Annotated in this window: 12 protein-coding genes; 10 read left to right on the top strand and 2 right to left on the bottom strand. The window is 59.9% G+C overall.

The genetic code is table 11. From position 1 onward, the window contains the following. Nucleotides 1-56: 56 nt before the first annotated feature. Nucleotides 57-962, top strand: coding sequence for a transcriptional regulator GcvA (gene gcvA, locus QMX88_RS09065; RefSeq protein ID WP_282368395.1), 906 nt, complete (start codon nt 57-59; stop codon nt 960-962). A 75-nt stretch (nt 963-1,037) separates the two neighbouring features. Next, complete coding sequence (locus tag QMX88_RS09060) at nt 1,038-1,865, top strand: DMT family transporter (RefSeq protein ID WP_282368394.1); 828 nt, start codon at nt 1,038-1,040, stop codon at nt 1,863-1,865. Nucleotides 1,866-1,876: 11 nt separating this feature from the next. On the opposite strand, the gene QMX88_RS09055 is transcribed toward QMX88_RS09060, so the two are convergent. Further along, the gene (locus QMX88_RS09055) at nt 1,877-2,158 is read right to left on the bottom strand and encodes a hypothetical protein (protein ID WP_192172597.1); all 282 of its coding nucleotides are present in this window, start codon (nt 2,156-2,158) and stop codon (nt 1,877-1,879) included. Between the two features lie 178 nt (nt 2,159-2,336). Next, the gene (locus tag QMX88_RS09050) at nt 2,337-2,855 is read right to left on the bottom strand and encodes an Hcp family type VI secretion system effector (protein ID WP_192172598.1); all 519 of its coding nucleotides are present in this window, start codon (nt 2,853-2,855) and stop codon (nt 2,337-2,339) included. 682 nt (nt 2,856-3,537) lie between these two features. On the opposite strand from QMX88_RS09050, the gene tssA reads away from it, so the two are divergent. From tssA to QMX88_RS09010, 8 genes are all read left to right on the top strand, one after another. Then, the gene (gene tssA, locus QMX88_RS09045; protein ID WP_282368393.1) at nt 3,538-5,100 is read left to right on the top strand and encodes a type VI secretion system protein TssA; all 1,563 of its coding nucleotides are present in this window, start codon (nt 3,538-3,540) and stop codon (nt 5,098-5,100) included. Nucleotides 5,101-5,126: 26 nt separating this feature from the next. Then, nucleotides 5,127-5,630, top strand: coding sequence for a type VI secretion system contractile sheath small subunit (gene tssB, locus QMX88_RS09040; RefSeq protein WP_282368392.1), 504 nt, complete (start codon nt 5,127-5,129; stop codon nt 5,628-5,630). 25 nt (nt 5,631-5,655) lie between these two features. Continuing rightward, a complete protein-coding gene (gene tssC / locus QMX88_RS09035) occupies nt 5,656-7,131 on the top strand; it encodes a type VI secretion system contractile sheath large subunit (protein ID WP_282368390.1) in 1,476 nt (491 codons plus the stop codon). A gap of 13 nt (nt 7,132-7,144) precedes the next feature. Next, nucleotides 7,145-7,564, top strand: coding sequence for a type VI secretion system baseplate subunit TssE (gene tssE, locus QMX88_RS09030; protein ID WP_192172602.1), 420 nt, complete (start codon nt 7,145-7,147; stop codon nt 7,562-7,564). 108 nt (nt 7,565-7,672) lie between these two features. Further along, on the top strand, nt 7,673-9,460 hold the full coding sequence (gene tssF, locus QMX88_RS09025; RefSeq protein WP_282368385.1) for a type VI secretion system baseplate subunit TssF: 1,788 nt from the start codon (nt 7,673-7,675) through the stop codon (nt 9,458-9,460). Next, nucleotides 9,424-10,446, top strand: coding sequence for a type VI secretion system baseplate subunit TssG (tssG, locus tag QMX88_RS09020; RefSeq protein WP_282368382.1), 1,023 nt, complete (start codon nt 9,424-9,426; stop codon nt 10,444-10,446). The genes tssF and tssG overlap by 37 nt, the downstream gene beginning before the upstream one ends. After that, nucleotides 10,443-13,028, top strand: coding sequence for a type VI secretion system ATPase TssH (tssH, locus tag QMX88_RS09015; RefSeq protein WP_282368380.1), 2,586 nt, complete (start codon nt 10,443-10,445; stop codon nt 13,026-13,028). Before tssG ends, tssH begins: the two co-directional genes overlap by 4 nt. A gap of 10 nt (nt 13,029-13,038) precedes the next feature. Continuing rightward, a complete protein-coding gene (locus tag QMX88_RS09010) occupies nt 13,039-14,556 on the top strand; it encodes a sigma-54 interaction domain-containing protein (RefSeq protein WP_282368379.1) in 1,518 nt (505 codons plus the stop codon). Nucleotides 14,557-14,559: the final 3 nt, after the last annotated feature.

Here is a 14,559-nt window from a genome sequence, read left to right as displayed (position 1 = left end):
TGAGCTATCATTCATGGTGTGGGCGGCTTCGCTCACGCCCCTTGAGGCCTGATGAGATGAGAGATCTGCCACCCACCGCCACCTTGCGCGCCTTCGAAGTCGCCACCCGTCACGGGACGTTTACCTCCGCGTCCGAGGAGCTGCACGTTACCCAAAGTGCGGTCAGTCACCAATTAAAACATCTGGAAGACATCTGGGGCGTGCAGCTGTTTCAGCGCGGCAAGACGTTGAGCCTGACGCCGGCGGGTGCCGCCCTGGCGCCGATCGTGCGGACGTTTTTCATGAACCTGGAGGCCACGCTTGCGGACCTTCGTGAAGAGAACGGCCGCGTCAGGCTCAAGGTCAGTACGACCTATTCCTATGCGCTGAAATGGCTGTTGCCGCGCTTGCCCAATCTGTCCCAGTTGCACCCGGAAATCCTCGTCACGCTGGACAGCACCGACACTGCCATCAAGTTTGCCAGCGGCGATCCCGACGTCGCGATCCGTCTGGGTGGCGGTAACTACCCCGCGCTGCACTCGGAATTTCTGTTCAGGGAACACATTTTTCCCGTGGCGAGCCCTGACTTGCTCAAGCGCTTCGGCATGCCCCGGGAGCCGGCCGAGTTGTTGCGTTACCCGCTGTTGGCCCGGGACGGTTCCGACCTGGTGCCAAAATGGGAAGTCTGGTTCCAGAACATCGGCCTGGGTGTGACTTCGCTGAAGGAAAGCGTGCGTTTTCCCGACACCAACATGACCGTGGAGGCGGCTTTGTTGGGGCAGGGCATCGCCCTCGTTCGCAGTGGACACGTAGAGAAAGAGGTGCGCGACGGCAGTTTAATCAGGCTGTTCGACGTGCCGTTTCCCTCGCCGGTGGCCTACTACTTCGTCTGCCCGAAAGGGGTCGAAACCCAGCCACACGTGGCCAGTTTTCGCGATTGGCTGCTCGATGAGTCGACAGCGGCGGGGAAGACCTACGGCTGAGGCATGAGTATTTACTCATGGCTGGATGAAGAAACGTCGCTTTTGTTTCCCGGCGTCGACTGACTACTATCGGGCATGCCTACTCACATCATCCTGCTAATCCTCTTCGCCGCCTTGCTGCACGCCAGCTGGAATGCCTTGCTGCGCGGCGGTGGCGACAAACTCTGGTCGATGACCGTCATGTGCGTGGCGGTGGCCATCGTCAGCATTGCCGGGGCGCTGTTCATGGACGCCCCGGCGCCGGAGAGCTGGCCTTACGCGGTGCTCTCGGCGCTGCTGCATATCGGCTACAACCTGTTTCTGGTCCGCACGTACCGCAGCGGCGACCTCGGGCAAACCTATCCGATCTCACGGGGTTCATCGCCGGTGCTGATCACGCTGTGTGCGTCGATATTTGCGGGGGAGGTGGTCGAGACCGGCGCGATGATCGGCATTGCACTGGTGTCAGCGGGGATTATTTCTCTTGCGTTCAAGGGCCGGAAACTGGACATGACCAGCTTTCCTTATGCGCTGGGCACCGGGTGTTTCATTGCGGCCTATAGCGTGACGGACGGCATCGGCGGGCGTCTGTCCGGCGCGCCGATGGCGTACACCGCCTGGATGTGCGCCCTGTGGGGCGTAATGATGCCGATCACTTATATCTGCCTGCGGGACGCACGCAGTCTGTTCACGGTCCGGCCCGGTTTGGTTGCCGCGTTGGGGGGAGGTGTGGTGTCGCTGCTCGCTTACGGCATCGTCATTTACGCGATGACCCTCGCGCCCATGGGAGCGGTGTCGGCCCTGCGTGAAACCAGCGTGCTGTTTGCCGCCTTGCTGGGGTATCTGTTTTTGGGCGAGTCGCTGACCGTGCGCAAGATCCTTGCGTGCGTGGTCATTGCGGCCGGCACGATCATCATTGGCTGAGCGGCGCATGTTTACTTGCGCAGCTTCGGTTTGACCGCCTTCAACCGCGCAATGGCGAGGTTGTGCAGGTATTGGCGCACGGCGTCGTGATGCTCGACGCTGACGTGATAGCTGTCCAGCAGTCCCAGCAAATACCCCTCGGCCATGGCGTGGTAACGCGACACGCTTTCCCGAGTGTCACTGGTATTGAGCCGGGCAATCAGCTCACCGATCCGGGCGTAGTGCTCATGTGAGAACCAGTCTTGCTGAGGCGCAGAGCCTGCGTCATCGGTCAGGGGCGTGTGCAGATTCATTGAGCCTCCAGGCAAGCACAGCGGTCGCGGGCTAAAAGGACGCGGGAGGAGTTTGCTGCTAGATCCCACGAACATGGGGTTGGACAGCGCATCTGCCGCAAAATCCGCTAGCCCGCGCCGCAAAGGCTCAGAAATCCCGGCCAGTATTACCAGCCGGGATTTTGATGGTCAGCTGAACTTAGCCAACAACCGGGGAGCGCCAGTCATCGGAGCCCGAAGTGCCGCAGACTTCGTGGGTCCAGGTGATCTTGCGGTAGGTGAACTCCACGTCTTCCAGATGGGTGAAGTGGGCGTTCGACGGGTCCTGACAGTTATGCATGTAGTCCTTGATATCGACGATAATCGCGTCCTCGAGTTTGGTGGTGTAGTAATGCTCCTGTGTGCCCGCTGCCGAGGTGCGATACCACTGGATGGTGATTTCGGTCAGGCGTTCGCCCGAGGTCAACGCTGCCAGCAACAGGGGCGAAGACTTGTCGAACACCTTGGTGATCTTGACCGGCTTGTGAACACGCTGACCGGTTGGCTGCCCCGACTGTGGGTCGCGCGGAATGATCATTTCATGTTGAAACCCTTGCACCATGACCTGATCTTCATGACCTTCCTGGAACGTGTTGCCGACCGAGTCTGCGGTGAACGCGCCCGCGGTGATCAGGCCCTGTTTGGTGCCTGTTATGGACATATATGCTGGTGTCGCCATGAAAATGCTCCTTGCCTCATAAATTAAAATGCCCGCCAGCGAATTTGCCTGGCGGGCAAAGTGTTATTTCAAGCATCGTGCCAAGTAAGGGTTGGTTCATGTTAAACATCGGTCTGGTGGGTGTTTAACGGTTCACTGCCGTCTATCGAATGACTTTGTGGCGTAAATCTGCGCAAGAAGTTGCGCAGTGCTGCGCAACTTCTTGCTCACTTACCTGCAGGGTCCGCTCCATAAGGGCTGGCCAGTATCATTCAGTGATTTATCGGTGGAGAAGTGCGCAGTTTTTTGCGCATGGAGGCCTCACGCCATTGCTCGGCGCGGATGATTGCAGACTGTCTGAGGAAGAACGCGCGCCCCCTTGCACCTGTTGCATGATCGCGATTTCCCGGTCCTGAACGCTGGACAGGGTATTTCCCGCCGCCTGAGCAACGAGAAAAAAAGAAGATGAATGAAAGAAGTTACCCTGAGTCTCGTATATTCGAAGAAACTTCCTACAACATGAGTGGGGTTATCGCGTTTATAGAGGGCTTGATAGTGTTATTCGCGCTGAGTATTATTCCCGGCCTCTGAAGGGTAGATGTTTTGTTACATATCGGCCGCACAACTAGTCCTTATTCTAATTCCGTTAGGCCCGCCAATTTAATTGTCTAAAATCGGCGCGGTTTTACACTGAAGATCTCGAATGTCTTATTCAACTCCACTGTCCGATCATTATCTTGAAAGTGCTCAAGCCTCTATCTCCACAGAGAGCTTCGCGGGCGAAGACGTTCGTTTTTCAAACGAATACGAGGCGCTGGAAAGCGAGGTTAATAAAGCTCAATCCATGCACGAAACGGTTCAGATCGATTGGCAGAAGGTGCGTGAACAAAGTGAGCACCTGCTTCGCACCCAATCCAAAGATCTTCGCGTCGTCGCCTGGCTTGTGTGGGCCTTGTATCAGCGCGAATCCTTCCAAGGGCTGTTGGCAGGACTAGGGCTTCTTCACCATCTCTGCGTGTGCCATTGGGTTGAAGTACATCCCGTCAAGATTCGCACCCGCTCCGCAGCCATCGGCTGGCTGCTTCCCCGCCTTGAGCACGTGCTTTTTGATCACGTCGCAATCAAGGCGCATTTACCGCTGTTCAGTCGCCTCGTCGAGATCCTCGAAGACCTTGATGCGGTGTTTACCCAGCACATGGGCGACGACGCACCTTTGCTGTTGCCGATCTCCCGGCGTTTGAAAAATATGGCCCAACGGGTAACTGACAACCTCCCCGACACCGGTGTCGTTGGGGGCGCCGACGTGCCAGTCAAGCCGCCTCTTACTCAGCCATTTTCCTCACCGGTGCTGATTGACAGCGAGAAAGACGCGCACAAGTCACTGCGACTTCAGCAGGACAGCGCACGCTCGTTGTGTGCCTGGTGGCTCAAGCAAAAAGCCAGCGACCTGCGCGCGTTGCGCCTGAACCGAACATTGCTGTGGCTGCCAATCGAGGCATTGCCAGAGCGCAACTCAGAGCACATCACCGCGCTGCGCGGGCTTCCGGCAGACAAGCTCAAGTGCTACCGAGACCAATACGATCAGGGCAATTACGCCGATCTGCTGGTCGAGCTGGAGGCGAGTCTGGCAAAGGCGCCGTTCTGGTTCGATGGCCAGCGAATGGCCTGGGAGTGCCTGCGCGCGCTGAACGCCGAGCTGGCAATGCGCGAGGTAGAAATTCAATTCGCGCTCTTGATTCAGCGGCTGCCGGAGGTCATCGAGCTGCGTTTTCACGACGGCACGCCGTTTGCGGATCCAGCGACTCGCGCCTGGATCAGTGCCACCGTCATGCCTCGGCTGCAGGCCGCCAGTGCGCCTCGCAGAGTCGAAACCGCCGATAACCAGCCAGCCTGGGAGTCCGTCCTGGAAAGCGCGGTCACGGTTTTGCGCGATAAAGGCCTCAAAGCTGCTGTACAGCTGCTCAAGCAAGGCCTGCACAGCGCTCAGCGCGGGCGTGCACGATTTTTCTGGCAATTCGCCCTGGCGCGATTGTGCTTCACCGCCAGGAAATACGAACTCGCCAGGACCCAACTCGAAACCCTCGACCAGACGCTGGAGGACTCAGGCATCAATGCCTGGGAGCCTGATCTTGCGCTGGAAGTGCTGGCGCTCTTGCACAGCTGTTTCGAATTGCTGCCTCAGGTTCCCGGGGCCCGGGAGCGCAAGGAAGAGGTTTATCGCAGGCTCTGCCACCTCGACCTCGAAGTCGTACTTGAACAGGCCTAAGGGCCCTAATTACCAGGAGAACGGCCATGGCCAAAGAAGGATCGGTAGCCCCAAAGGAACGCATCAATGTCACGTTCAAACCCGCTACGGGCGGGGCGCAGGAAGAGATTGAGCTGCCGCTGAAGCTGCTCGCAATAGGTGATTACACCCTGCGCAAAGACGAGCGAAAAGTCGAAGAGCGCAAGCCGATCAGCATCGACAAGATGACGTTCGACGAGGTGCTGGCCAAGCAGGCCCTGAGCCTCACGCTGAGCGTGCCAAACCGTCTGCAAGAGGATGAAGGCAATGACGAGCTGGCGGTGCAACTGCACGTCAAATCGATGAAGGACTTCAATCCCGCCTCGCTGGTGGACCAGGTACCCGAACTGAAAAAACTCATGGAACTGCGCGACGCTTTGGTGGCGCTCAAAGGACCGTTGGGTAACGCGCCCGCTTTCCGCAAGGCCATTGAAAGCGTCCTCGCCGATGACGAGTCACGTGGTCGCGTGCTCGGCGAGCTGGGTTTGAATGCCGCCGCCCAGGACACCTGAGTCCACCCGCCAAGGAGCCAACACCATGAGTACCACACCATCGCAGCAGCACAGCAGAGAGTCCGGCGAGTTCAGCATTCTCGACAGCATCATCGCCGAAACCCGTTTGCCTCGAGATGAGGATGCCTATGGCATCGCCAAGCGCGGCGTGTCGGCGTTTATCGAAGAGCTGCTGAAACCGCAAAATGCGGGTGAGCCGGTCAAGAAGGCAATGGTTGACCGCATGATTGCCGAGATCGATGCCAAGCTCGGCCGCCAGATGGATGAAATTCTGCACCACCCGGCCTTCCAGTCTCTGGAGTCGTCATGGCGTGGGTTGCAGTTGCTGGTCGAACGGACCGACTTCCGCGAGAACATCAAGATCGAAATCCTCAACGTGTCCAAAGAGGACCTGCTTGAAGATTTTGAAGATTCACCTGAAGTCATGCAGGCCGGCCTCTACAAACATATCTACACCGCCGAGTACGGTCAGTTCGGTGGGCAGCCTGTGGGGGCGATCATCGCCAACTACTTCATGTCCCCAAGCTCGCCGGACGTGAAACTGATGCAGTACGTTTCCAGCGTCGCCTGCATGTCCCACGCGCCGTTCATCGCCGCCGCCGGTCCCAGGTTCTTTGGCCTGGAAAGCTTCACCGGCCTGCCAGACCTGAAAGATCTGAAGGATCATTTCGAGGGCCCGCAGTTCGCCAAATGGCAGAGCTTCCGTCAGTCGGAAGACGCTCGTTACGTGGGCCTGACGGTGCCGCGCTTCCTGCTGCGCAACCCGTACGACCCGGAAGAGAACCCGGTCAAGTCGTTCGTCTACAAGGAAACCGTTGCCAATAGCCATGAGCACTATCTGTGGGGCAACACGGCGTACGCCTTCGGTACGAAGCTGACCGACAGCTTCGCCAAATTCCGCTGGTGCCCGAACATCATCGGCCCGCAGAGCGGTGGTGCAGTCGAGGATTTACCGCTGCACCACTTCGAAAGCATGGGTGAAATCGAAACCAAGATCCCTACCGAGGTACTGGTCAGCGATCGGCGTGAATACGAGCTGGCGGAGGAGGGGTTCATCTCCCTGACCATGCGCAAGGGCTCGGACAACGCGGCGTTCTTCTCCGCAAGCTCAGTACAAAAGCCGAAGTTTTTCGGCACCAGCGCGGAAGGCAAGGCCGCGGAGCTGAACTACAAACTCGGCACCCAGCTGCCGTACATGATGATCGTCAACCGCCTTGCTCACTATTTGAAAGTCCTGCAACGGGAGCAACTGGGGTCCTGGAAAGAACGCACCGACCTCGAACTGGAACTGAACAAGTGGATACGCCAGTACGTTGCCGATCAGGAAAATCCAAGCGCTGAAGTCCGTGGGCGTCGTCCTCTGCGTGCCGCGCAGATCACCGTCAGTGACGTAGAGGGCGAGCCCGGTTGGTATCGCGTCAGCCTGAACGTGCGCCCGCATTTCAAATACATGGGCGCCGACTTCACCCTGTCGCTGGTGGGCAAGCTGGACAAAGAGTGAAGGGCTTGAAGACATGACTGGATACGGCAGCCTCTTCGAACGCCTGGGTGGCGATGCAGAAAAGCGCGTGGGCTGGAGCCGAGAAGACGCTGCGACGGCGTCGGTGGCTGCCCATCTCGCCAAGATGCTCAGTACCCGGGCGGGCAGCGTACAAACGCTTTCCGATTACGGGCTGCCGGATCTCAATGACATGCGCTTGAGCCTTCATGACGCGTTGACGAAAGCGCGGCTCGCTATCGAGGTCTTCATCGAAACCTACGAGCCACGCCTTAGCAGTGTCCAGGTCATCGCGCTGCCCCATGACAACGATCAGCTTCGGCTCGCCTTCAGTATTGAAGGGTTGCTGGAGGTGGAGGGTTTCAAGCGTCGGGTCTCGTTCGCCGCACGCCTGGAGGGTGGCGGTCAGGTACAGGTCAATCACAGGAAATGCTGATGTCAGGACCCCACTGCACGTGGCTTCACCTGATGACATAAGGGCTAGCAGGCAGGTTTCCCGCAACGCCCCCCCTTGAACCAAACAGCTCCGCTCGAAGGTAACACCATGTCCTTTAACCACTACTACCAAAGCGAACTCACGGCGCTTCGCCAGTTGGGCCGCCGATTCGCCGAGCGCAGCCCGGCATTGGCGCCTTTTCTGGGGCAGGCCGGGCGGGATCCGGATGTAGAGCGGTTGCTGGAGGGTTTTGCGTTTCTGACGGGGCGCCTGCGGCAGAAGCTCGATGACGAGCTGCCCGAGCTCAGCCATTCGCTGATGCAGCTGCTGTGGCCCAATTACATGCAGCCGCTGCCGGCTTTCAGCATCCTCCAGTTTGACCCGTTGAAGCGGGCAGGGCCTGCGTTGAGGGTGGAGCGGGATACGCCGGTGGACAGCTTGCCGGTCGATGGCGTGCAGTGCCGCTTTCGCACCTGCTACCCAACCGATGTGCAGGCGCTGGATCTGGTAGACCTGACGTACTCGGTCAAGGGCGACGGCGCGCTGTTGAGCTTGCGGCTGGAACTGAGCGGCGAAGGCCATTTGGGTGAGTTGGACCTGAGCCGTTTGCGCCTGCATTTTGCGGGCGAGCGCTACATCAGCCAGACGCTCTATCTGAGCCTTCTGCGCAATCTGGAGAGCATCGAGCTGGTGCCTTTGGACGGAGACGGCAAGCCTATACCCGGCGTCAACGGCATGCCCATGGCATTCAGAATGCCTGGCGATCGTATCCACCCCGTGGGGTTTGCCGAAGACGAGGCGCTGATTCCGTATCCGCTGAACACCTTCCGCGGTTATCGCTACCTGCAGGAATACTTCGCCTTTCAGGACAAGTTTCTATTCGTGGACGTGGAGGGCCTGGAGCTGCTCGCTGCGCTGGCGGAAGACACGCTCAAACAAATACGCGGGCTTGAGTTGCGATTCGACATTCGTAAAGGCGGCGTCCAGCGCCTGCGACCGACACTGGACAACGTCAAGCTCCATTGCACGCCCATCGTGAACCTGTTCAAGCACGATGCCACGCCGATCCGCCTTGAGGGCAAACAGGACGAGTACCTGTTGATGCCGGCGCTCTACGCCATGGAAAACTGTGGCGTGTTTTCGATCGAGTCGGTGATTGGCTGGAAGCCCGGTGGCCTGGGTTACGAGGCCTACGTGCCGTTCGAATCCTTCGAGCATGACCCCAGCTTCGATGTGCCGAACCGCCGTCCGCATTACAGCATCCGTCAGCGTTCATCGTCGTTGCACGACGGCCTCGACACCTACCTGAGCTTCGGCATCCGTCACACCGAAGCCTCTGAAACGTTGTCGATCGAGATGATGTGCACCAACCAGAACCTGCCGCGCAGGCTCAAGCTCGGCGACATCTGCATCGCCTGCGAACAGACACCTGAGTTTCTGACCTTCCGCAATATCACCCCGGCCACACCCAGTTATGCGCCGCCGCTGAATCGAGACTTCCTGTGGAAGCTGATCAGCAATATGTCGCTTAACTACCTGTCCCTCGCGGACGTCAACGCCTTGAAGGTGATCCTCGAAACCTACGACCTGCCGCGCTATTACGACCCGCACGCTGAAAAGGTCAGCAAGCGCCTGCTGGGCGGGCTCAAGTCGATCAGGCACCAGCATGTCGACCGGCTGCACAGAGGGCTGCCGGTACGCGGGTTGCGCACCGAGCTGACCATCGACCCGCAAGGCTATATCGGCGAGGGCGACGTGTTCGTGTTCGCCTCTGTTCTCAATGAGTTTTTTGCGCTTTACGCCAGCCTCAATTCGTATCACGAGCTGCGCGTAAAAAGCACACAGGGAGAGGAGTACCAATGGACACCCCGTATGGGCCTGCAGCCCCTGCTTTGAGCGGGCTGGCCCGAGGCATACGCGAATACTCACTGTTTCAGGTCGTGTTACTGGTCATCGACAGACTGCGCACTGCACACCCGCATCTGAGCGATGACGACTTGTATGACCAGCTGGAGTTTCAGGCCAATCCGAGCCTTGGTTTTCCGGGCAGCGATGTGGACCGCGTGGAGTTTTTTGAAGAATCCGGGCTGATGCGTGCACGCCTGCGCTTCAACCTTCTGGGGCTTGTCGGGTCTGGATCACCCTTGCCTGCGTTCTATAGCGAGCAAGCCCTGGGTGACGGTGAGGGGGGCAATCCGACCCGCCAGTTCCTCGATCTTTTCCACCATCGCCTGCATCGGCTGATGCTGCCGATCTGGAAGAAATACCGCTACCACGCCCGTTTTGAAAGCGGCGCGATCGATCCGTTTTCGTCGCAGTTGTTCGCGCTGATCGGACTGGGCAGCGAGGAGATTCGAAGCGCACGGGAGTTGAACTGGAAGCGACTGCTGCCGTACCTGGGTTTGCTCAGCCTGCGCGCCCACTCGGCAGCACTGATCGAGGCGGTGCTGCGGTACTACTTCAAACACGCAGAGCTGACGATCGAGCAATGCATGGAGCGCCGCGTGGACATTCTCGAAGAGCAGCGCAACAGCCTTGGCCGGGCCAACACCCAGCTAGGCGAGGATCTGGTGCTCGGCGAACACGTTCGGGACCGCAGTGGCAAGTTCCGTATTCATATCCGAGAGCTTGGCTGGCAGCGCTTTCACGAGTTCCTGCCGATCGGCGCGGGTTACCAACCGCTGTGCGCATTGGTGCGATTCACGCTGCGTGACCCGCTTGATTACGACGTTCGCCTGGCGCTGCGTCGTGAAGAAATTCGCGAACTGCGCCTGGCGGGACAGAACGCGTGTCGACTGGGATGGACCAGCTGGCTGGGCCGAGAACGCGCGGACGGCGTGGTGACCCTGGGGAGCAAATCATTAAGGACAGCCCAACGATGACTAACGTCAATCTGCAACAACTTATCCGGGCGCTCGACGCCGAATGCCGACGCGACCTGGAGCACGCTGCCGGACGCTGTGTGGGAAGGGGCGGCAGCAAGGTCCTCGTCGAAGACTTGTTGCTGTGCTTGCTGGAACGCCCGCAGGGCCTTCTTTCCCGCGCACTCCAGGATGCCGATATAGACGCCGGTGAACTCGGCGCGGTGCTGCAGGCGCGGATGGAAGACAGCGCCTCGCGCAGCCCGGTGTTTGCGCCGGAACTGGTGCAGTGGCTGCAGGATGCGTTGCTGGTCGCCAGCCTAGAACTGAGTCAGACCCTGGTCGATCAAGGGGCGTTGGTGCTCGCGCTGTTGCGCAACCCCGAGCGTTACGCAGGCAGCCGCTATCAGGCATTGCTTGCCCGGCTGAATACCGAGCGATTGAAAGCATTCGCCTTGTCGCAGAAGGAGCATTCCGACTCGGGCAAACACGGTACGGCCGGCGAGTCATTGCTGATGCGCTTTACCCATAACCTCACCCAACAGGCCCGAGACGGCAAACTTGACCCGGTGCTGTGCCGTGACGAGGCCATTCGGCAAATGGTGGATATTCTCGCTCGCCGACGGAAAAACAATCCGATCCTTGTGGGGGAGGCAGGTGTCGGCAAGACGGCTGTCGTTGAAGGGCTGGCGTTGCGCATCGTCGCGGGGGAAGTGCCGCAGGCCATAAAGGGCGTTGAAGTGCTTTCGCTGGACATGGGGCTGTTACAGGCCGGCGCCAGCGTCAAAGGCGAGTTTGAGCGGCGCCTCAAGGGCGTGATCGACGAGGTCAAGGCGTCGACCAGCCCGATCATATTGTTCATCGACGAAGCCCATACCCTGGTCGGCGCCGGCGGTGATGCAGGGGGTTCCGATGCGGCCAACCTGCTCAAGCCTGCCCTGGCACGCGGCGAACTGCGTACTATCGCGGCGACCACCTGGACCGAGTACAAAAAATACATCGAAAAGGACCCGGCACTGGCCCGTCGCTTTCAGCCAGTGCGGCTGCACGAACCGACCGTCGATGAGGCGGTGACCATTCTGCGGGGCCTTGCTCACGTCTACGAGGGAAGCCACGGCATCTATTTGCGTGACGATGCGGTGGTGGCGGCCGCGGAGTTGTCCGCTCGCTATCTCGCCGGGCGCCAGTTGCCGGACAAGGCCGTCGATGTACTCGACACGGCGTGCGCGCGCGTTCGCATCAGCCTCGCCGCTGCGCCGCAATGCCTTGAGCGTCTGCGCAGCGAACTGGCCGAAGGCAGCCGCCAGCATCAGGCGCTGCGTCGTGACGCCGAAGCCGGTCTGCCCATCGATCATCCGGCACTGGATGCATTGGAAAACCGTTTGCGCGCTGCGGATGAAGAAAGCCTTGCTCTCGAAACGCTCTGGTTGGAACAGAAAGGATTGGCCGAGCGCCTGCTGGACTTGCGTCAGCAACTGGCGCAGGCCCCTGATGCCGACGACACGCACAGCATTGAAGTCCTGCAAGCCGCCCTCCACGAGACTCACCGGACGCTGACCCAGGCCCAGGCCCAGGCCAAAGAAAGGCTGGTGAGCTTTGAAGTCTGCCCGCGTCTTGTCGCCGAAGTGATCAGCGCCTGGACCGGGGTGCCCGTGGCGCAATTGGCGCGAGAGCACAACGCCAGAATCGCCAGCTTTTCAACTGACCTGCGCACCCGCATTCGCGGTCAGGGGCAAGCGGTCCACGCCCTTGATCGTTCGATGCGCGCTAATGCAGCCGGCCTGAACAAACCTGATGCACCCGTGGGTGTGTTCCTGCTGGTCGGGCCGAGTGGTGTCGGCAAGACTGAAACCGCGCTGGCGCTCGCCGATTTGCTCTACGGCGGCGAGCGGTTCATCACCACCATCAACATGTCCGAGTTTCAGGAGAAGCACACCGTCTCGCGTCTGATTGGCGCGCCGCCTGGCTACGTGGGTTACGGCGAAGGTGGCATGCTCACCGAAGCGGTGCGGCAGAAGCCGTACTCCGTGGTTCTGCTCGATGAAGTCGAAAAAGCTGACCCAGACGTCCTGAACCTGTTCTATCAAATCTTCGACAAGGGCGTGGCAAACGACGGGGAAGGGCGGGAGATCAACTTTCGCAATACGCTCATCCTGATGACCTCGAACCTTGGGAGCGACCTCATCAGTCACCTCTGCGCCGACGGCGCGCGTCCCTCCGCGCAGGTGCTTGAGGAGCATATCCGTCCGGTTCTCGCGCGACATTTCAAACCGGCGCTGCTCGCACGCATGCGCGTCGTCCCGTACTACCCGGTGAGCGGGTCGGTGCTGCGTGAGCTGATCGAGATCAAATTGCGCAGTCTGGGCGAGCGCTTGAACCGTCGCCAGCTGACGTTCACCTTTTCCGAGGCGCTGGTCGATCAACTGGCTGAACGCTGCAGCCAAGGCGACAGTGGCGCACGTCTGATCGACCACTTGCTGGAGCTTCACGTACTGCCCCGGGTGGCTGACCGGCTGCTCGACGCCATGGCCGCAGGCCAGCGTCTCACCTCTGTGCACGCAACGCTTGATGCTGAAGCCGCCGTGACCTGCGAGTTTGCCTAAGGTGGGCGCTATGTTCATTCAGGTGCCGCAACCGCTGGCCTATGCGGAAGCGTTACTGGAGCAATTCGCCCGGCTTGCACGCGCAGCGGACGATGCCGCGCTGCTGAGCGGGCTCGTGCTCGGACTCGCCGAGTTGAGCGGTTGCGAGCTGACTCAGCTTTATCTGCTGGACGCGACCCATACGTGTCTGGGCATGACTGCCGAGTGCCTTGAGGGCAGCGTGCAACCCCGTGAGGCTCAGAGCCTGCCAACCGATTACAACGGTGAGCAACTGCTGCAGTTTGCGCTGTGCCAAAACCGCGTTGTGTGCCTCGTCGATTTGCCGGGCAGCCTGCACGAAACCCGTTTCCTGCCGCCCGGAGCGAAGCCCTGGCAGTCCCTGCTGTGTGTGCCCATCGTCAGTGATCAACAGGCGGTGGAAGGCTTGCTCGTCTGCGCGAGCAGTCGACACCTGGAGCTTCAGGCTTTTGCCGACTCCCTTGGTCGACTGGGCACGTTCGTGCTGCATCAATTGCAGCTGCTTCAGCGCTTGAGACGACGTACCGATGATTCACCACCCGTGCGCGTCAGTGTTCCAAGCATCAGCGCCTATGGGTTGATCGGCAAAAGCGCGCCCATGCGCCACACCTGTTCGATGATCAGTAAAGTCCTGCACAGCCCGTATACCGTTTTACTGCGCGGAGAAACGGGCACCGGCAAGGAAGTGGTGGCACGCGCCATCCACGACTACAGTCCGCGTCGCTCGCAGCCCTTCATCGTGCAGAACTGCGCGGCACTCCCTGAAAGCCTGCTGGAAAGCGAGTTGTTCGGCTATAGCAAGGGGGCGTTCACCGGCGCTCTGCGTAATCGCGCCGGACTCTTCGATGCAGCCAACGGCGGGACCCTGTTGCTCGATGAAGTCGGCGACATGCCGCTGTCGCTGCAGGCCAAGCTGCTGCGCGTGCTGCAGGAGGGAGAGATACGCCCGCTGGGCTCCAATGACACGCACAAGATAGACGTGCGCATCCTGGCAGCGAGCCACCGGGATTTGTTGGCCATGGTCAGCGAAGGCACCTTTCGCGAGGACCTCTACTACCGCCTCTCGCAATTCCCCATCGAGCTGCCCGCTCTTCGCCAGCGCGGCGATGACATCGTCGATCTCGCCCGGCATTTCGCCGACAAGGCCTGCGCACTTCTGCAACGGGACGCTCTGTGCTGGTCTGACGCGGCGCTCGATCACTTGTCCGGGTACGCCTTTCCCGGAAACGTTCGCGAGCTCAAGGGGCTGGTCGAACGTGCCGTTCTGCTGTGCGAAGGAGGCCAATTGCTTCCCGAACATTTCACCCTCCGCGCGGATGCTGCCCCTGGTGCTGCCCGCCTGAATCTGCGCGAACGCCTTGAGCAGGTCGAACGCGGCCTGCTGCTCGATTGCCTGCGTAAAAACGAGGGGAATCAGAGCCTGTCCGCGCGCGAGCTTGGGCTGCCCAGGCGAACGCTGCTGTACCGCCTTGGCCGCCTCAATATCAATCTGGGTGAAATCAATGCGTAGGCA

Source organism: Pseudomonas sp. PS02290 (genome assembly GCF_029960075.1).
In the GTDB taxonomy this organism is placed as follows: Bacteria; Pseudomonadota; Gammaproteobacteria; order Pseudomonadales; family Pseudomonadaceae; genus Aquipseudomonas.
This window is presented reverse-complemented; position numbering and strand designations above follow the sequence as displayed.